16 protein-coding genes are annotated in these 17,319 nt (G+C 63.6%); 2 read left to right on the top strand and 14 right to left on the bottom strand.

Annotation, left to right across the window (positions count from 1 at the left end):
• Positions 1 to 178: 178 nt before the first annotated feature.
• The 3 genes from CSQ95_RS14440 to CSQ95_RS14430 all read right to left on the bottom strand — a co-directional run bounded on the left by CSQ95_RS14440 (position 179) and on the right by CSQ95_RS14430 (position 2,736).
• Positions 179 to 1,096, bottom strand: coding sequence for a LysR family transcriptional regulator (locus tag CSQ95_RS14440; RefSeq protein ID WP_099409990.1), 918 nt, complete (start codon positions 1,094 to 1,096; stop codon positions 179 to 181).
• Positions 1,097 to 1,182: 86 nt separating this feature from the next.
• Positions 1,183 to 1,737, bottom strand: coding sequence for a hypothetical protein (locus CSQ95_RS14435; RefSeq protein ID WP_143449975.1), 555 nt, complete (start codon positions 1,735 to 1,737; stop codon positions 1,183 to 1,185).
• A 300-nt stretch (positions 1,738 to 2,037) separates the two neighbouring features.
• On the bottom strand, positions 2,038 to 2,736 hold the full coding sequence (locus tag CSQ95_RS14430; RefSeq protein WP_099410006.1) for a UPF0149 family protein: 699 nt from the start codon (positions 2,734 to 2,736) through the stop codon (positions 2,038 to 2,040).
• A 103-nt stretch (positions 2,737 to 2,839) separates the two neighbouring features.
• Here CSQ95_RS14430 and CSQ95_RS14425 point away from each other — a divergent pair, with 103 nt between their 5' ends.
• Together CSQ95_RS14425 and CSQ95_RS14420 are read left to right on the top strand one after the other, a co-directional pair.
• On the top strand, positions 2,840 to 3,853 hold the full coding sequence (locus tag CSQ95_RS14425; RefSeq protein ID WP_099410005.1) for a serine/threonine protein kinase: 1,014 nt from the start codon (positions 2,840 to 2,842) through the stop codon (positions 3,851 to 3,853).
• A 245-nt stretch (positions 3,854 to 4,098) separates the two neighbouring features.
• Positions 4,099 to 6,543 (top strand): hypothetical protein, encoded by a 2,445-nt coding sequence (locus CSQ95_RS14420; RefSeq protein ID WP_099409988.1) that lies wholly within the window; start codon positions 4,099 to 4,101, stop codon positions 6,541 to 6,543.
• Positions 6,544 to 6,721: 178 nt separating this feature from the next.
• On the opposite strand, the gene CSQ95_RS14415 is transcribed toward CSQ95_RS14420, so the two are convergent.
• The 11 genes from CSQ95_RS14415 to CSQ95_RS14365 form a co-directional block, all read right to left on the bottom strand.
• Positions 6,722 to 7,675, bottom strand: a complete 954-nt coding sequence (locus CSQ95_RS14415) for a hypothetical protein (RefSeq protein WP_099409987.1) — start codon at positions 7,673 to 7,675, stop codon at positions 6,722 to 6,724.
• Between the two features lie 249 nt (positions 7,676 to 7,924).
• On the bottom strand, positions 7,925 to 8,299 hold the full coding sequence (locus tag CSQ95_RS14410; RefSeq protein WP_070224711.1) for a hypothetical protein: 375 nt from the start codon (positions 8,297 to 8,299) through the stop codon (positions 7,925 to 7,927).
• 33 nt (positions 8,300 to 8,332) lie between these two features.
• The gene (locus CSQ95_RS14405) at positions 8,333 to 9,577 is read right to left on the bottom strand and encodes a TerD family protein (RefSeq protein ID WP_099409986.1); all 1,245 of its coding nucleotides are present in this window, start codon (positions 9,575 to 9,577) and stop codon (positions 8,333 to 8,335) included.
• On the bottom strand, positions 9,574 to 10,560 hold the full coding sequence (locus tag CSQ95_RS14400; protein ID WP_099409985.1) for an HpcH/HpaI aldolase/citrate lyase family protein: 987 nt from the start codon (positions 10,558 to 10,560) through the stop codon (positions 9,574 to 9,576). Before CSQ95_RS14400 ends, CSQ95_RS14405 begins: the two co-directional genes overlap by 4 nt.
• Positions 10,553 to 11,659: a cysteine protease StiP family protein gene (locus CSQ95_RS14395; protein ID WP_099409984.1), complete on the bottom strand. Its 1,107-nt coding sequence runs from the start codon at positions 11,657 to 11,659 to the stop codon at positions 10,553 to 10,555. Before CSQ95_RS14395 ends, CSQ95_RS14400 begins: the two co-directional genes overlap by 8 nt.
• On the bottom strand, positions 11,656 to 12,408 hold the full coding sequence (locus CSQ95_RS14390) for an HAD family hydrolase (RefSeq protein WP_099409983.1): 753 nt from the start codon (positions 12,406 to 12,408) through the stop codon (positions 11,656 to 11,658). The genes CSQ95_RS14395 and CSQ95_RS14390 overlap by 4 nt, the downstream gene beginning before the upstream one ends.
• Positions 12,386 to 13,549 (bottom strand): phosphoribosyltransferase domain-containing protein, encoded by a 1,164-nt coding sequence (locus CSQ95_RS14385; RefSeq protein ID WP_099409982.1) that lies wholly within the window; start codon positions 13,547 to 13,549, stop codon positions 12,386 to 12,388. The genes CSQ95_RS14390 and CSQ95_RS14385 overlap by 23 nt, the downstream gene beginning before the upstream one ends.
• Complete coding sequence (locus tag CSQ95_RS14380) at positions 13,546 to 14,583, bottom strand: ATP-grasp domain-containing protein (RefSeq protein ID WP_099409981.1); 1,038 nt, start codon at positions 14,581 to 14,583, stop codon at positions 13,546 to 13,548. The genes CSQ95_RS14385 and CSQ95_RS14380 overlap by 4 nt, the downstream gene beginning before the upstream one ends.
• Before the next feature lie 98 nt (positions 14,584 to 14,681).
• On the bottom strand, positions 14,682 to 15,398 hold the full coding sequence (locus tag CSQ95_RS14375; RefSeq protein ID WP_070224704.1) for a TIGR00266 family protein: 717 nt from the start codon (positions 15,396 to 15,398) through the stop codon (positions 14,682 to 14,684).
• 131 nt (positions 15,399 to 15,529) lie between these two features.
• Positions 15,530 to 16,105: a TerD family protein gene (locus tag CSQ95_RS14370; RefSeq protein ID WP_070290657.1), complete on the bottom strand. Its 576-nt coding sequence runs from the start codon at positions 16,103 to 16,105 to the stop codon at positions 15,530 to 15,532.
• 99 nt (positions 16,106 to 16,204) lie between these two features.
• The gene (locus CSQ95_RS14365; protein WP_099409980.1) at positions 16,205 to 17,287 is read right to left on the bottom strand and encodes a DUF475 domain-containing protein; all 1,083 of its coding nucleotides are present in this window, start codon (positions 17,285 to 17,287) and stop codon (positions 16,205 to 16,207) included.
• Between the last annotated feature and the right edge of the window lie 32 nt (positions 17,288 to 17,319).

Below are 17,319 nucleotides of genomic sequence, written 5' to 3'. Positions count from 1 at the left end.
GCGGTGAAGGGGGGGGCGGCGCCATCGTCGGGATGGCGCCAGGAAGCAATACAGCGGACACAGGGAACTCCGTGGATGAGAATCAGTCCACGCAGTATAGGTAGCCGTCAATCTTGTGATAATTGATAATTGATGAAGTCTCGATTGCGTCTGGTGCAATAATGATTGACTCGGTCCCCTATGCGCCCGGCGCGCTGCCGCACAGCGACTTGATCGTCGCGCGCAGCCAGCGGTGTGCGTGGTCGTGGTCGAGGCGCGGATGCCAGGCCTGGAATACGTCGACGTTGTCGACGGGAATAGGCAGCGCGAAGGTGCGCAGCTTCAATCCCAGCCGCTCGACGATGGGCAGCAGGGGCGTGGGCATCAGGGGCAGCAGCAGGCGCGAATCGGCCACGGCGAAGATGGCGGACTGAAAATTGGGCGTGATCAGCGAAACGCGGCGCATGTAGCCCCGCTCGGCCAGGGCCGTGTCGAAGGGGCCGCGCGCCAGGCCGCGCCGCGACACGCTGATATGTTCGTACTCGGTAAAGCTGTCCAGGTTCATGGGGCCGTCGAAGATCGGATGGTCGCTGCGGGCGATGCCGACAAAGCCGCTGCTAAACAGCAGCTGCAGCTTGATGTCGGGCGCAAAGGCGCGCCGCGCGCTGATGTACAGGTCGATGCGGCCCGCGTGCAGGGCGTCGTTTTCCGTGGCGCCATCGCCTTCGGGCACGAAGCGCAGCACCGTGTTCGGCGCATGGCTGGCCAGCAGGTCGCGCAGCTTGCCGCCGTAGGCGCCGACAAACACGTCGTTGGCGCACAGGCTGAAGGTGCGTTCCAAGGTGCGCAGGTCGATTTCACGGCCGGATGTGAAGACGGCGTGCGCCTGCTCCACCACGCCGCGTACCTGTTCGCGCAATTCCAGTGCGCGCGGGGTGGGCGCCAGGCCGCGCCCGGAGCGCACGAAGACGGGGTCGCCGATGGCGTCGCGGATGCGCGCCAGGGTGCGGCTCATGGCCGGCGCGCTCAGGTTCATGCGCCGCGCGGCGGCCACGGCGCTGCCTTCCTCGAGCAGGATGTCGAGGGCGACGAGCAGGTTCAGGTCTGGGAGTTTCATGCGGCGATTATAGCGCCAAGCAAGGAGCTTTCTGCTGTGGCAATGCCGATCTTAAGGCCGGACAGACGCCAGGAAAATTACTGAAATTACTCTTTTGCATGCCTATCCATGCATGTCGGAGTCGGTGCCAGCTCCGCCTTGGCGCATTGCAGGGCGATGCAACGGCTTTTGCCGTCATCATCGATACTGTCGTCACAAGCCTGCAATGCCAGCAAACTTTCTGCTAATACACTTTTGGATAGCTTTAGCTCATCCTCTGTGACAACACGTTCATTTTCTGCCATGGGAAGTGGTTGAGCCGAGATTGCCTGTGGCGGCGCCATTTCCTCGTTCGTCACGATGAGATTCTTTAAACGTGGAGCGGCGGACGGGGGAGGTGTCTCGGTGAAGCTTGCAGCAGGCTCTGTTTCTGTAGCCAGGCTCTTTGCCGAGGAGGCTTCCTTTTCCGTTCGTGGACCGAACGCCACAAAGCCGATGATAACAACGCCGAGAATCATCAGGCTCTTGGAGAGGAGCCTGCGCATGGCGTAGCCCATGCCGGAGCGACCTATACTTGAGAAGCCAATATTGCGGTTCCCGCAGTTGGGGCACTTTATTGATAGGTCTTTCCCTCTTGGGAACCACGTATATTCGCAGTTCATGCACTTGTTTTCTATCCGTTTTGTCGTACTCATTTTCTACTGAGTTCCCCGTAGTAATAGCAAAACAGGCTGGATGTTTCATAATGTGACGACGACCGGCCAGGACATGGAGCGGTCTGGCATGCGTTGTCCTGCCGCACATATGAAGGCTCGAAATATTCTTGATTATAGGCAAGTGAAAAAGCTGGCGCAATCGCGTGCCAACAACAGTGGCAGCGAGCGAATGGGGCGGCGAGGGAGAGGGCTGCGAGGGAAAGAACTACGCCGGGACAGTGCCCGGCGCAGGGTAAAGCGAAGGTATTACTCGGCTGCCGGCTCGGCGCCGCAGCATTTCTTGTACTTCTTGCCGCTGCCGCAAGGACAGTCGTCGTTGCGGCCCACTTTCGGCTCTTCGCGCTTCAGGGTTTGCACCGGAGCCTTGCGGCGCGGCACCCAGAAACGGTGGATGGCCGGCAGGTTCGCTTCCAGTTCCTGCGCCAGCTTGTGCGCCTTGACCGGGTCTTCCACCAGTTTCAGCTCTTCTTCCTTGATTTCGTCGGCGCCCAGCAGGTAGATCGGCTGCATCAGTTCGGCCACTTCGGAATCCCAGATTTCGTTCCACGAACCGGGACGCAGTTCCATGCCGTCCCAGAAGCCCCAGCACCAGGCTTCGGCGTCGATCAGGGTCTGGCCTTCGTAGTCGTGTTCGACGAACAGGGCTTCGAATTCCTTGGGTGCCACTTCAAACGTCACCAGCACTTCGTTCATGAAGCGCATGATCAGGTTGACGATGCGCTCTTCTTCCTTGCTGTTCTTGAATTTCGGCGCATCCTCTGCATCTTCGCCCCACACGCGCGGCAACCACTCGGCCGGCATGATCGGTTCCGGACCGATGGCGACGGCCGTCAGATAGCCGTGCAGCATATCCATGGTCATGGCGTCTTCGGAGCACCGGTCCGACAACAGGAATTGGTCTAATTCGTCGAATTCTTTTTCTGATAATGGCTGTTCGAGTGACATGGCTTGCTCTTTGATGAAATGTAAGGCGTTAGTATACGCCTTGCGGCGCTTCATCACCGAAGTGTTTGCACCGGCGGCCCGCGCGCGCCTTACAATGTCGCTCATGCACAATGAAAACCAGCCGCACGAGGACGACCGGCCCGTCCATCCCTTTTCCGCCCTGAGCCCCGATTGCGTGCTCGACGCCCTCGACAGCGTGGGCTTGCGCGGCGATGGCCGCCTGCTGGCGCTGAACAGCTATGAAAACCGCGTCTACCAGGTGGGCATCGAGGACAGCGCGCCGCTGGTGGTCAAGTTTTACCGCCCTGAGCGCTGGAGCGATGCAGCCATCCTGGAAGAACACGCGTTCGTGTCCGAGCTGGTCGAGCGCGAAATCCAGGTGGTGCCGGCGCTGGCGATCAACGGCAGCACCCTGCACCGGTACCAGGGCTTCCGCTTTGCCGTCTTCCCCCGCCACGGCGGCCGCGCGCCCGAGCTGGACGACCCGGCGACCCTGGAATGGATAGGGCGCTTCATTGGCCGCATCCACGCCGTCGGCGCGCTGTCCACGTACAAGGAACGCCCGGCGCTCGATCACCAGACGTTCGGCGTCGAACCGCGCGAGTTCTTGCTGGATGGTAACTTCCTGCCGCCCGAGCTGCTGGCCGCGTATTCCAGCGTGGCGCAGCAGGCGCTCGACGGCGTCAAGCGCTGCTATGACCGCGCGGGCGACGTGGCCGTGCTGCGCACGCATGGCGACTGCCATGGCGGCAACGTGCTGTGGACGGACGCCGGCCCCCATTTCGTCGATTTCGACGATAGCCGCATGGGCCCGGCCATCCAGGACCTGTGGATGATGCTGTCGGGCGAACGCGGCGACCAGGTGCGCCAGATGAGCGACATCCTGGCCGGCTACGAAGATTTCTGCGATTTCGACCCGCGTCAGCTGTACCTGGTCGAAGCGCTGCGCACCCTGCGCCTGATCCATTATTCGGCCTGGCTGGCGCGCCGCTGGGACGACCCCGCCTTCCCCGTCGCCTTCCCGTGGTTCAACACGCAGCGCTACTGGCAGGACCGCATCCTGGAACTCAGGGAGCAGGTGGCCTTGATGGATGAGGCGCCCCTCTGGCCCATCTGAATGAGTATTTTGCCAATAAAACCGTAGCGAGCGGCAGTGATTTGTGGTCGAGAAGCGCAACTGGGCTGACGCCCAGTGAGCATCGCCGGCCGCAAAGCGCGACGCGCAGTAGGTTTGATTGGTGAAATGATGAAAAGGGCGGTAAAACAGGCTCTTCTTGCCGCGCTGATTTGTGCATGCCTGTTCGATAATGGTGGTAATAAATTCCCATAAGCAACGGAATTCACCCGAATAAGCGAGAAATCATGCAAGCACAGCAAAATCAGCGCCAGGCCGCCTCCCTCACCGTCGCGTATTCCGCCGACGACGAGTTCGACCAGGACAGCATCGTTTCGCTGCATGATTTCAAGGACCTGGAGCGCAAGGCGGAGGCGCCAGCGCCGGTTCCAGCCGCTCCTGCCACTCCTATGCCCGAGCCGCAAGCCGAGCCGGCAGCCGAAGCCGATACCAAGGCGCCTGCCGTCGAACGCCAGAAAATGGAATTGAAGGCCATCCACGAGGCGATCGCCCGCGTGGAAGCGGAAGCGAAGGCCACCTGCGCCGCCGAAAGCCGGGCCCTGGCCGAGGCGCGCGTGCGCTCGCTGGCCGAGGACCGCGCCGCCATCGACGCGGCCGCCGCCGCCGCCGCGCAGCAAAATGCGCAGGCAGCCGAGGAAGCGATCGCCGCCAACCGCGAACGTCTCGACACCATGCGCGCCGCCGCGCAGGCCAGCGTGGCCCGCCTGGAAGCCGTCAAGCAGGAGACGGCCGAACTGCGCGCCCGCGTGGAGTCCGACAATGAAATCCGCCTGGCTGCGGAACAGCGCGCCCGCGCCGAGCAGGAAAGCCGCTTGCGCGCCAGTGAGCAGGTGGCGGTGCAGTCGGAACTGGCCGAGCAGGCTGCCCGCGCCGCCGAAGAATTGCAGGTGCAGACGGAGCAGGCGCGCCTGCAGGCCGTCGAGCGCGTCGCCGCCGTGCAGGCGGCCAAGGAAGAAATGGTGGGCATCGCCTCGGCCGACGCCCGTGTCGCCGTGCTGGCCCGTGAACGCGAGCGCCATGCGCACGGTGCGCGCCAGACGGCGCAGATGCTGGCCGAAGCGGAAAGCGAAGCGCTCGATTTGACGGTGCAGCGCGAGCGCGCCGACCAGATCGCGCTGGAATCGGCCTTCAACCGGGCCGCCGCCGAAGTGCGCGCCCTGGAAGAAGCGCGCGCGCTGGCGCACCTGGAACAGGAACGCGAAGCCATCGCCCTGGCGCAGGCGGAATCGGAACGCCATGCGGCGCAGTCGCTGCGTTTGCGCCTGCAGACGGAAAAGGAGTTGCGCGACGCGGCCATCCACCGCGAGCGCCTGGAAATGGTCGCCGTGGCCAGCGCGCAGGCGCGCCGCGACGCCGATGTGCGCATCCTGGCCGCCACCGAGGCGCGCATCGAGGTGGACCGCCAGCTGCGCGCCGTGGCGCTGGCCCGCGTGACCGCCGAACAGGATGCGGAAATCGCCGGCCACGCCAAGCTGGAAGCGGAAACGGCGGCCCTTGAAGAAACCAAGGCCCGCGAAGCGGCCGAGCAGGCAGCGGCCGTGGCAGCGGCCCGCGAACTGGAAGAGCAGCAGCGCGCCGCCAGTCTGGCGCAGGAACGCGCCGAACTGGCGCGCCAGGCGGCAGAACTGGCCGCCAGCCAGAATGAAGCCGAGCAGGCCGAGGTCGATGCCGGCAAGGCGACACTGGCCGCGCAGGAACAGGCAGCGCAACTGGCACAGGAAAAAGCTCGCCAGGCAGAGCAGCTGCTGCAGGCGGAACAGGAACGCCTGGTCGCCGAACAGGCCGCCATCGCCGCCTTGAAAGAAAAACTGGAAGCGGAAGCGCTGGCGTGCAACGCGGCGCAGGAGCGCATCGCCGCCGAAGGCGCACAAGCGGAACTGCTGCGCGGCCAGCAGGCGGCCGAGCAGGCTTTGCGGGAAGCGGCGCAAAAGGAAGCCGATGCCATTCGCATCCTGATGGACCAGGCGCTGGTCGAGGGCGAAAAAAAGGCCGCTGCCGCGCAAGCCGTGCAGGCGCAGGCGCGCCTGGCCGTGGAACTGGGACAAGTGCATAGCGAGCGCGCCCGCGTGGAGGAAGACAAGGCGCAAGCTGCCGAAGCGCTGCTGGCGTCCGAGCGCGATTTCGTCGCGGCCGAACGCGAGTCGCTGGCGCTGATCGCGCAAAAACTGGTGCAGCAGCGTCAGACCAGCAGCGCCGAAGAGCGTGCCTCGCAAGCGATCGCCGGCCGCCTGGAAGCGGAAAAACAGGCGACGGCGGCAGCCGAAGCGCGCGCCGCCATGGAACAGCAGGCGCTGGAAGCCGTACGCCAGCGCGAGCAGCTGGAACTGGCTGCGCAGCAGGCCGCCAGCGAGAAACTCGACGCGCAGCAAGCCTTGCTGGCCAGCGCCCAGGCCCATGCCGCCCTGCAGCGCAAGGCGGCCGAGACGACGCGCGCGATGGCGGCCGCCAAACAGCAGTTGCTGGAACGCGATACGTCCCGCGCTCAGCAGCAGGAGCGCGAACTGGCCGCCCTGCGCGCCAGCCTGGAGCAGCCGCAAAGCGCGTTTTCCAGTTCATTGACCGCCGCCCGTGCGAAAGCCGAACAGGTGAGTTCGGCCAGTCTGACGCGCGAAGTGATCGAGCGGCTGACGCAGCCTAACGAGTCGGCCGGTGCAGTCTGGCGTTCGCGCTAGGCAAGATATCGAACCAAACCTACTGCGCGGCGCGCTTTGCGGCTGGCGATGCTCACCGGCTCGGCGCCCCCGTACTAAAGTACGGTTGCGCGTCTCAGCCACAAATCACTGCCGCTCGCTACGGTTTTGTTCGGTATCGTTACTTTAGCGGAAGAGCAAGATTTTTTACGTTTTTCCATCAGAACTTCCGTCCTACCCCCACCAAAATGACATCCGCATCGCGGTGATAATCGGTGATGACCCGGTTCCACGCCACGTGCGTCACCCAGCGGCGGTCGACGTGGTAGCGGGCCACGGCCGACAGCAAGCCCGTCAGGCGCGTGCTGTGGCCCTGGGTGTCGCGGCCGTCCCACGCCACGTAGGGCCCGCCACCCATGCCGAATTCCACCTTTTCATTCAGTGAGCGGATCAGCCACAGCTGGGCGGCGATGCCGCGGCGGTGCGCCAGGTCGGTGTTGCCTTCGTCGAGGGCTGTGACCGTCCAGTCCACGTATTTTCCTGCCGCGCGCCGGTATTCCAGGGTGAACGGGCGCGAGGACTCCGAGCGCAAGCTGTTGACGATGGTGTGGCCGGTCGATAAGGTCAAGGTGTCGTCGTGCGCCCAGTTCTGCAAGTGCAGCTTGGCGCCCGGCACGCCGTCATAGCGGTAGCCGGCGCCGATCAGCAGGTGCGTGGTGTTGTCCTTGCCGCTGGCCCGGATGCGGTTGAGCTGCGCTTGCGCATACCAGCGGTTGTCGAACTGCCAGCGCGCCTGCAGGCTGACGATGGAGCCCCAGCCGTGGTCATTGTCGAAGTTGTGCAGGCCGTCGTCGGTCTTGGCCGTGTCGAAGAAAAAGTAGCGGCCCGCGCCGGCGCCCAGCATCAGGCCCTGCTCCACTTTTTTCGTGCGCAGCCAGACCTGGCCCGCCATGCCGTCGCGGTGATGGTCTTCCGGGTGGCCTTCATTGATGTACGACAGGCTGACGGCATTGTAGTTGCCCACCGGCTGCGTGTAGCTGATGGCCGCCACAAAGGTACGCTCGTTGGTCGAGTTCACTTTCAGGGCGCCGGCCATGCCGGAGATATCCTGTGCCTGGGCGGACAAGGGAAGCGAGGCGGCCAGCAAGGCCAGGGCGGCGGGGCATATGCGCATGGTATTTCCGATAGTGGTGATACACGCTAATGGTGGGCTGGCTGGACGTACTGCGCTAGCGCAAGCATTGTGTGTTTTTACTACAGCAATGAACAGTTCCAGTCAGAACTAATTGCGAGTGTATAAGAAAGCGGGAATGTGTGAGGCGCGCCATGCGGCTGGAGAGCGGGGAGGGGCGCCGACGCGAGTATGGCTGGCCGGCGCGATGCTGCTGAAGTTGCTGGACTTGCTGTGGTATTGCTGTCTGTATTACTGACTCAGGACGACTTTATCGGCAAAATATTCCGTCTCGCCGAAGCATTGCGTGGGCACGCCCTTGTGCTGGCTGTAGGTGACGAGGATGCGCTTGCCGGCGGCGGCCGACAGCTGCTTCGCCACTTCCTCGTCGCGCACGCTGAACTGGAATTTTTCCGGGATGGTGCCCGGCAGCGCCGTCAGCAGCAATTCACCTTCCCACGTCTTGCAGATCCAGCCCCGCTTGGAGAACTTTTGCAGGTAGCCCGCCCGTTCGCCTTCCGAGTACGAGAAGCTCAGGGCCATCCACGTGTAGGCGGCCAGCAGCAGGAAGCCGGCCACGAGGAAGATGGCGAAGGCGAAGGTGACTTTTTTGGTCGTAGGGGTCATGTTAAGGGGTGAATTGTTTAGTTGGAGAAAGAGTTAGTCTTTCCGGCCGGCTTTCCAGTTCAGGCCAAAATTGTATCGCTCGTCCATGGCCTGGTGCGCCGTGATTTTACCTTGGCCGCCGAAGTATTCCACCAATTTTGTCACCTGCAGGTTGCCGCCGTGGTTTTCCAGCATGGCGATGGCGCACATGGCGTGCGGGCTGTCTGTGTCGAGGCGTACTTCCACGGTCGGCTGGCCGGGAATCTCGATCGTCACGACGCCATCCGTGGCGGCCCAGTTCGGCACGCCTTCGTAGATGAAGGCGTACACGAGCACGCGCTTGATCTGGTCGAAATGGGTGCCGTTGATGAAGATGTTTTCACCGCTGCTGACGCTGCCCGTGCGGTCGTCGCCTTCCAGGTGGATGTACGGTGGCCTGTCATACGCGCCCCAGCTGTTGCCCAGCGCCTGCACGGCGCTCTTGCTGCCATTGCTCATCTCGAACAGGCAGCCGATATCGAGGTCGATGCCGCCCGAACGGCCGGCCGGCTTGTTGAACAGCTTGCCGAGGAAGCCCGTGTCCAGTTTTGAGGCGGGCGCCTGGCCTTGCGACGCGTTCTGGTTCCAGTTCAGATTGACCCGGATGCGGCCATAGCCGCCGCTGTCGCGCTTGTCGAGCGAGATCTTGTCGCCGCGCTTTTCCAGGCGAATTTTTGAGAGCGAGATTTTATTCGCCGCTGGCGGGGCCGCTGGCGCCGGCGCAGGCACGGGAGCCGGCGACGGAGAGGATTGCGCTGCCTCGCTGCCGCCGAAGTGCTTCAGCAGCGCCGCCAGGCCGCCCGCGAAACCCTGGCCCACGGCGCCGAAGCGCCAGCTGCCGTCGCGGCGATACAGTTCGCCGATAATGACGGCTTTCTCATCCTGGAAGTCATTGCCCGTGAAGGCAAACGTGGCGGCCTGGCCCAGTGCCATGCTGGAGTTGCCCAGCGCGCGCATGCTGCCCTGTTCCGTCGCGGCCGTGAAGACCAGCTTGTCGATCGAGGCGGGCAGGCGGGAAAGGTCGACCTGGAAGGTGGAGCGGGGACCGTTCAGCTCCACCGTGACGGCGTTGTCCGGCGCGCTTTTCTGGTTGTAGAACACCATGTAGCGGTCGTCCGACAGCTTGCCGGCCGCATCGACGCCGAAGCAGCTGACGTCCACTTCCATCGAGCCCGAAACGATATCGAGCGTGACGGCAAACGGGCCATTCAAGCCCAGGTCAGCCAGTTTGCCTTTTTGTCCGCGTGTGAAATTGGTCATGGTCGTGCAATCCCTTCGTCGCTTGAGAGTTGAGTCAATGAGATAGTCGGCAGGTGCGCGGCGGCGTTGTCGGCCGCATGGCGGATGCCGAACAGGCGCGCCTGCTCGATGATGCGCAGGGCCCAGCTGCTGTGCGTGGCCACTTCGCACATCGATTCCTGCATGCGGAACACGGCCGGGCTGTCCGGGTCGATGATGCGCAGCGCCAGTTCGATGTCCGACTGCGCCACCTGGTAGTGGCGCTCGATCTGCGGCACCTGGTCCGGGTGGATGGCCGTCTTGGCGATCATGCCGTGCGCCATGTCCTGCGCCACTTCGGCATCGAGCCAGCTGCCCTGCGACAGGTGCTCGAAGACGGGCGCCGTCAGCTGGAAGCCGTGCGGCTTGAAGATGGTGACCAGGCGGCCGATGACCTGGCCCAGCGGCGTCTGGTAGATGGTGCCGCTGGTGGGGCGGCGCAGGCCCAGCAGGGCCAATAAATCGTTGCCGCCGATGCGCAGGGCCAGGATGCGGCGCCGCACTTCCGGCGCCGACAGGATGAGGCGGAACTGCTTCATTTCCTCGTCGTCGAACACTTCCGCCGTTTCCAGGGTCGGCATCAGCAAATGATGCGTGTGGCGCACGAGGTCGAAATACGTGGCGAAATTGTGGCGCGTGGATTTCGGCAGCACGAAGCCGCTCAATTTGTCGGCGCCCGGCATGGCCAGCACGCGTGACAGCACCTCGAGATTACGCACGCGCACGAAGCGCAAGGTGTCCGATTCGTCGGCCATGTTTTGCAGCGCCAGCGACAGGTTGAACAGCGCGTAACTGAGGTCGCGCTCGGCGATGGCGTCTTCGGTGCAAAGGATGACCGAGCGCAAATGGCTGAATTTGTCGCCATTGGCGATCGCCAGCAAGTCCTTGTGCGTAGTCGGCACGTACATGGAGGCGCCCAGCGCCGCTTTATGTTCGCTTTGCGGGTGTAGGGAGTTGTTATCCATCGACTGCGCTCCTGATAAGGGCGACCGCCTGGTAAGGCAGCGCCGGTTCTACTATGACGGGTATGGCTTTTTCCTGCGCCAGAAGCAGCAAATGTGCCACGTCCGGCGCATTCGTGTCGCGCACGATCAGGCGCTCGGGCACGCGGCGCAGCAGCACGCGCGTCGCTTCGCCGATGCCTGGCTTGATCAGGTTGATGTCGCTGATGCCGTATTCCTGCTGCGCGGCGGCCATGTAGGCTTGCGAGCGGGCCGCCATGGCTGGCGCGTCGCTCGCTTCGGCCAGCGGAATGCCGCTGCTGGCGGCAATCGCCATGGCGTCGGCCACCAGACCGTCGGCGAAAGCGCGCGACTGGTCGTGCTGTTCGAACTGCGCGTAATACACGCAGCCGTGGAAGTCGTCCGGACCGATGGCTTCATTGAGGACGGAGCGGCTGACCAGGCCCGAGACGGTGGCGTTCAAGATGCTCGACGGGATCAGGTAGTCGCCCGACGAGGCTGCGCAGGCGGCCGTGCCGGCCAGGTCGGACAGCACGAACAGGCCGCCGTCGATCGCCGTGCCATTGGCGGCGTTGAAAGCGTGGACGGTCTGGCGCAGCTCGCGCGAAATCACGCCCTTGCCCGTCCAGCCGTCGACGAAGACGATGGAGTCGGCCGCATGGCCCTGCGCCAGGATGTGGTGCAGGGCGTTCGCGTCGATGCCGCGGTCGCGGATGATGGAGACGGAATAATGGCTGCACTCGCGCTGGAAGACCTGGCGCAGCAAGTGGCCCAAGATGACGCCCACGGGCGTGCCGGCGCGCGCCAGCGACACCAGCGTGATGGGGCCAGTGCGGCGCGCCGCGATCAGGGCGGCCAGGCGCAGGCAGTCGCGCGCCATCTGCAGGCGGTTGGCTGCGAACGCGCTCTGGAACAGGGCCAGGTAGGCGGGCGAAGGCAGGGACTCCGGCGACAGCATCTCGCTGTAGTGGCGCTGGCCCGACTGGATCAAGCGTTCTTTTTCTGCCAAATCGAGAATCGGTTCGAGCGCCATCGGCGTCAACAGAAACTCCACGTCTTCCTGGCGGTAGCTGCCGCTGAAATGCTGCGTGCTGTCGGTCATAGCGCCGCCACCGTGAGTGCCGCCAGCTGGGTGCCGTTGGGGATGATGGCGTAGTCGCAGGCGGCCATGAAGCGGGCGTCCGAACGGCTGTCGCCCATGCCGAAGCTGACGATGGGGCCGTGTTCGGCTTCGAGTTCCGCGCGCAGGTAAGCCACGGCGCGCGCCTTGTTCAAGGTCTTCGGCAGCACGGCCAGGTTGTTGCCGTTGCGGTGGATGAAGTAGTCCGAACCTTCGGTTGCGATCCACTGCTGCAGCACCTGCTCTTCGATGTCGGCCAGGCGCTCGCCGCGCGCTTCATGGTCCTTGACGACGATGTAGAACGGCGTGTTGTAGTCTTCGATCAGGCGCACGCGCGAAGGCATGCCCGTCCTGGCCTGGAAATCGTCGATGATGCGCATGGCGTCCCGCAGGCCTGGCAAGGCCGTCTGCATGTCGTTCTGCATCAGGGACAGCCAGCCAGCGTCGAGCGCGCCGCCCGGCTGCAGCACGATGCCGCCGTAATCGAGCACGCTGTAGCTGGTAAACGGCAGGTCGACACGGCGGAAGGCGTCGCCATTCCTCGCCGTGGCGGGGATCAATGTCATGCCGCTTTGCGCGAATTCAAAGAAGGCGCGCTGGCGCGCCGTCGTAAACGAGCAGGCGTCGCCATTTTTCAAATAGGCGGCCGCTTGCAAATCGGTCTCGCCGGGGCATTTTTTCGGGGTCTGGAACAGTGTGTCGTCCAGATCAACAAACAGGAATTTCTTCAATTTTGGTCTCTGACTGAAAGTGGAACAGGCGGCCGTTCAATTGGCCGGCGAGTTGCATGAGGGCGGGGCTGGCCGGGGTTTCATGGCAGATGAATACGTGCTGGTACTGGCCCGGCGCCACGTTGTACAGGTAGTTGGCGATGCCTTCGCCGTAGTTGTCGTCGCAGTGGACGATATGGCCGACCGAGCCCCACGACAAAATGGGCGAGCGCGTGGTCGACTGCACCACGACGTTCTTGCCCAGCGCTTCGAGTTCGCGCGCCAGCAAAAACGACGGGTGCATGAATTCGCCCGTGCCCAGCACCAGCACGGAATCGCCGGCGCCGATTTCCTGCGCCAGCTGCACCGCCAGGCCCTGCGGCGGCGCCAGGGCGCGGCCCACGCCGATGCGCCCGAAGGCGGGGCTGGCACCCCGTTCCGCGTTCGCCTCGAAGCGCTGCGCGCTGGCCGCCACGGGGGCTGGCGCAGCGCCGGCCTGGAAGGCGTAATGGCCGGAGAGCGCCGCGCCGATGGTCGTGGGCAGGCCGAAACGCTCACTCAAGCCCGCGTTGGCGGCTTGGCCCATGAAGTTGGTGATCACGCCCAGGTGCAGCTTTTCCAGTTGCGGATAGCGCGCGCGGCACACTTGCACCAGGTTGGCGAAGGTGTTGCCGGTCGACGCTTCATCGTCGATCAGCACCAGGCTGCGGGCCGTGGAAAACAGGGCGCTGGCCGCGTCGGACAGATGCAAAAACTGGCGCGGCGCGTGGCTGTGCGATTCCTCGAATTCGAAGAAGGGCACCGTGCCCACGCGGTAGCGCGAGCTGTGCAAAAACAGAGCCTTGCAGGAAGAGCCGGGGTTGGCGCGCAGCCAGGCCTCGAACACGCCCTGGCCCAGGCCGACGGCCGTTTCCGCCATGGCGATGAAGACGACGGGGCCGGGCAGGCTGGGGGGAATCTGCGCGGCCAGGTCGTCGTGGATGGCTTGCATGGCGCGCGGCGTAACGGGCCAGTGCTTGCCCAGCACCTTCGAGAGGAACAAAAAGCCGCGTTTGGCGTTGGCGCGCGCGGCAAAGCCGATCAGCCAGTCCAGCGGAAAGCGCGCCTCGTCCACTTTCAGGGTCAGCTCGCCCGTGGGCATTTGCTGCTTGACGAGGTTCATGGCAGCTCCACGGCATAGGCGGCTTCGCCCACGCGCATGCCATCGCGGATGGCGGGCACGGTGAGCTTGTCGAAACCCTGGTCGAAGCCGGCCAGCGCCAGGTAGGGCAGGTTGGGGCCGGCCGCGCATGCCATGCCGATGCCGCCCGACATGCGCGGGTTGATTTCCAGCAGCGCCAGGCCATTCGCCCCTTCGCGGAACTGGATGTTGAACACGCCATTGAGCCGGTAGTCGCGCGCCAGTTTGTCGCAGGCCGCCAGCAGGTCGGCGCGCAGTTCGATCAGCTGGCCGCTGCCGCCCCCATGCAGCTTCTTGCGCGGCACGGCGCAAATGAGCTTGCCCTGGTCGGCGACGCAGTCGGCGCTGTATTCGTGGCCATCGAGGTATTCCATCAGCAGCAGGGTCTTGAACGATGCCATCTGCGCCAGGCCCGCGCGCAGCTCCTGCGCATTGATCTGGTAGGCGGCGCCGGCCAGCAGCAGCTGGGCGCTGGTGCGTTCTTCATCGAGGATGGCAAAGCCCAGGGCATACACGGATTCGGACGGTTTGATGCACAGCTTGCGGTGCAGCGGGCGCAGTTCGGCGTAGGCGGCGTCGTATTCCGCGATGGTGGTCACGGCGCGGTAGTCGGCCGGGCGCGCCATGGGCAGGTCGAGGCCCTCGCAGAAGCGCGCCTTGTCATGCATCAGGGTCAGGGTGTCTTCGCTGGCCACGCTGAGCACGCGCGTGCCGATGGCGGCGAAGCGCGCGCTGGCGCTGCCGATCAGGCCAGCTTCCTTGCCGGGCCAGAAAATCGTGATGCCCCGGTCGCGGCAAAATTCCAGGCACCACTCGACATAGTTGTGGCCCGTCAGGCCTGACGGTTCGACCGCGTATTCGTGCGCCGACAAAAAGGCGGCCGCATGCGCATTCGTATTGCTGCATACGATGTGATAGCGCGGCGCACCGCCAGTGGCGGCGCTGTCGGCTTCGCGGATCAGGCGCATCGCCGTGCCGACCGAGGAAAATGTTTTGTTGAACCAGACTCTTTGCATGTACGGGGACCGGGTGGAAATAGGAGAAGCCGCGCGCAGGTGCGCGCGCGGGCAGTGTAGCCAGAAAAACTTAACCTGGCCTTATAGAGGGGAGGGAATCAGCCAGCCTTGCCGCTGGCCGTCCACTTGAGGAATGCGTCGCGGTTGCGCGAGCAGATGAACACCTTGCCCGAGCCGGAAAAGCGCAGCACGATGCCTTCACCGCTGGTCACGCTGTTGACGATATTGCCGAGGAAGCCGCCGATGCCGCCGCCGCCCGAGCCGCCGCCCGTGGTCACGGAAATCTCGTACTTCAGGCTGTTGTCCCAGCACACGACGTGGGAATTGTCGATCACGACGTCCTTGCCCGGCTCGACGTCGAGCTGGAACATGGAGCCGAAGCCCGACACCACCACTTGTCCCGTGCCGGCCGTCTCCATGACGAAGAAGCCGCCCGACTGGGCGAACAAGGCGTTGCCGATGCTTTGCGTGCGCACCTTCATTTCCGTGCCCGAGGTGGCGGCGACAAAGGCGCCGTCGTTGAGCAGGTACTGGCGCGCGCCCACGTCGACCACTTCGATGGCGCCCGGCAGGGTGGGCGAGAGCAAACAGTCGCCGCTGCCGCGCACCGCTTCGATGTGCTGCTGGAAGAACGATTCGCCGTTGGCGAAGCGGCGCATGATGGCGCTGCCCAGGCCGCCCGTCATCTTGCCCTTCAAATCGAGCGCCGTTTCCATCATCACCATCGCATCCGATTCGCAATAGATGGTTTCACCCTGCTTCATGCTGACGTGCAGGAAGGGATCGACGTCGCCCGTGACACTAAATACTGGCATGATAAATCTCCAAAAAAAAGCCGCCTGATCTGTGCAGGCGGCAGTAATGATATGACAAAAGTGCAATTCACCCCGGAAAACCGTCGCGCGCACGTTCCATGCGCGGCGCAGCAGGTTTAACGAGCGTGAATTTAAGCGTTGACGCCGAAAGAACGGGCGAGGGGGCCCAGGCCGCCGTTGAAGCCCTGGCCGATGGCCTTGAACTTCCATTCGCCGTTGTAGCGGTAGATTTCGCCAAAGATCATCGCCGTTTCCGTCGAGCTGTCTTCGGACAGGTCGTAGCGGGCGATTTCTTTTTCGCCTTCCGCGTTCAGGCAGCGGATGAAGGCTTTCGAGACCATGCCGAAGTTCTGGCGGCGCGCGTCGGCGTCGTGGATGGTGACGGTGATGCTGATGCGGTCGATGTCGGCCGGTACGCGGGTCAGGTCGATTTCGATGCGCTCATCGTCGCCTTCGCCTTCGCCGGTCGTGTTGTCGCCCGTGTGCACGACGGAACCGTCGGTCGACTTCAGGTTGTTGTAGAAGATAAAGTCAGAGTCGCCACGGACTTTACCGTCGTTTTTCAGGAGGAAAGCACTGCCGTCAAGGTCGAAGGTGGCGCCATCCGTCGAACGAGGATCCCAGCCGAGGCCGACGATGATCTTCTTCAGGTTCGGTGCTTCCTTGCTCAGGTTGACGTTGCCGCCTTTTTGCAAACTGATTGCCATGTGGTGCTCCTTAAATAATTAAACTTGATCATGCCTTCATGGGATGAGCGCAAGGCGCTCGTGCCATCACTCTCTCAATTGGGGGCGGAACCCCCGATTTCAAGCTTGTGCCGCGTGCCGTTTGCGGTAACGCAAGGACGACCACAGCGAGACCAGGATGAAGGCCACGCCCGACAGGCCCGTGAACCACTCCGGAATATGGTACTTGACGGACGCCAGCATGATCAAGGCGAGGATGCCGATCGCATAGTGGGCGCCGTGCTCGAGGTAGACGAATTCGTCCAGGGTGCCCTTGTGCACGAGGTACACCGTCATCGAGCGCACGAACATGGCGCCGATGGCCAGGCCCAGCATGATGATGACCACGTCGTTGGTGATGGCGAACGCGCCGATCACGCCGTCAAAGCTGAACGAGGCGTCCAGCACTTCCAGGTACAGGAAGCCGCCGATGCTGCCGCGCGCCACCGTTTTTACCAGGTCGCCATTGCCGTTCTTGGCTGGCGCGGCGCCTTCCTCCTCGTCATCCTGCAAGTCCGGCTCGCCTTCTTCCAGCAAGCCGCTGATCCAGTTCACGCCGATGTAGACGGCGATGCCGACGATGCCCGAGGCGAGCACGCTGTATTTGGCTTGCGCAGGACCCATCGCCACGCAGGCGGCCACGGCGCCCATGGTGATCAGGACGGCTAGGCTTTCCGTGCCCAGCGCGTTGACTTTTTCCTCGGCCCAGCCCAGCCAGTGCAATTCCTTCTCGTCGTCGAACAGGAAGTTCAGGAACACCAGCAGCAAGAAGGCGCCGCCGAAGGCCGCCACTTGCGCATGGTTGTCCGTCAGGTGCTTGGCATACACGTCCGGCGTGGTGGTCGCCATGGTCCACACGTCGACCAGGCCCAGACCCGTGGCGACGGAAACGATAACGAGCGGGAACAGCAGCCGCATGCCGAAAACGGCCACGAGAATACCGACCGTGAGGAACAGTTTTTGCCAGAATTCATTCCAGTGGCGCAAGACCGACGCATTTACCACGGCATTGTCGAACGACAGCGACACTTCCATGACGCCCAGCACGCCCGTGATCCACAGCGCATTGATCAGGCCGGGCATGCCGCCATGGCTGTAACCCCACCAGCCCGACACCGCCATCAGGATAAAAGTGACTAAAAAGGAAATTCTGAAATGCCGCATGAGTACCCCGTTGCAAGTATGAAAGACGTTTG

Origin of the sequence: Janthinobacterium sp. BJB304 (assembly GCF_002735765.1) — a bacterium.
In the GTDB taxonomy this organism is placed as follows: domain Bacteria; phylum Pseudomonadota; class Gammaproteobacteria; order Burkholderiales; family Burkholderiaceae_D; genus Janthinobacterium.
Note: the sequence above shows the minus strand (reverse complement) of the source record. Positions and strands in the feature narration are given on the sequence as shown.

What these genes read in the sequence shown, in the direction of transcription:
- CSQ95_RS14425 (WP_099410005.1), top strand. Translation starts at nt 2,840, where the DNA reads ATGCACAATGAAAACCAGCCGCACGAGGACGACCGGCCCGTCCATCCC.
- CSQ95_RS14430 (WP_099410006.1), bottom strand. Translation starts at nt 2,736, where the DNA reads ATGTCACTCGAACAGCCATTATCAGAAAAAGAATTCGACGAATTAGAC.
- CSQ95_RS14400 (WP_099409985.1), bottom strand. Translation starts at nt 10,560, where the DNA reads ATGGATAACAACTCCCTACACCCGCAAAGCGAACATAAAGCGGCGCTG.
- CSQ95_RS14435 (WP_143449975.1), bottom strand. Translation starts at nt 1,737, where the DNA reads ATGAACTGCGAATATACGTGGTTCCCAAGAGGGAAAGACCTATCAATA.
- CSQ95_RS14440 (WP_099409990.1), bottom strand. Translation starts at nt 1,096, where the DNA reads ATGAAACTCCCAGACCTGAACCTGCTCGTCGCCCTCGACATCCTGCTC.
- CSQ95_RS14420 (WP_099409988.1), top strand. Translation starts at nt 4,099, where the DNA reads ATGCAAGCACAGCAAAATCAGCGCCAGGCCGCCTCCCTCACCGTCGCG.
- CSQ95_RS14380 (WP_099409981.1), bottom strand. Translation starts at nt 14,583, where the DNA reads ATGCAAAGAGTCTGGTTCAACAAAACATTTTCCTCGGTCGGCACGGCG.
- CSQ95_RS14375 (WP_070224704.1), bottom strand. Translation starts at nt 15,398, where the DNA reads ATGCCAGTATTTAGTGTCACGGGCGACGTCGATCCCTTCCTGCACGTC.
- CSQ95_RS14405 (WP_099409986.1), bottom strand. Translation starts at nt 9,577, where the DNA reads ATGACCAATTTCACACGCGGACAAAAAGGCAAACTGGCTGACCTGGGC.
- CSQ95_RS14410 (WP_070224711.1), bottom strand. Translation starts at nt 8,299, where the DNA reads ATGACCCCTACGACCAAAAAAGTCACCTTCGCCTTCGCCATCTTCCTC.
- CSQ95_RS14415 (WP_099409987.1), bottom strand. Translation starts at nt 7,675, where the DNA reads ATGCGCATATGCCCCGCCGCCCTGGCCTTGCTGGCCGCCTCGCTTCCC.
- CSQ95_RS14385 (WP_099409982.1), bottom strand. Translation starts at nt 13,549, where the DNA reads ATGAACCTCGTCAAGCAGCAAATGCCCACGGGCGAGCTGACCCTGAAA.
- CSQ95_RS14395 (WP_099409984.1), bottom strand. Translation starts at nt 11,659, where the DNA reads ATGACCGACAGCACGCAGCATTTCAGCGGCAGCTACCGCCAGGAAGAC.
- CSQ95_RS14365 (WP_099409980.1), bottom strand. Translation starts at nt 17,287, where the DNA reads ATGCGGCATTTCAGAATTTCCTTTTTAGTCACTTTTATCCTGATGGCG.
- CSQ95_RS14370 (WP_070290657.1), bottom strand. Translation starts at nt 16,105, where the DNA reads ATGGCAATCAGTTTGCAAAAAGGCGGCAACGTCAACCTGAGCAAGGAA.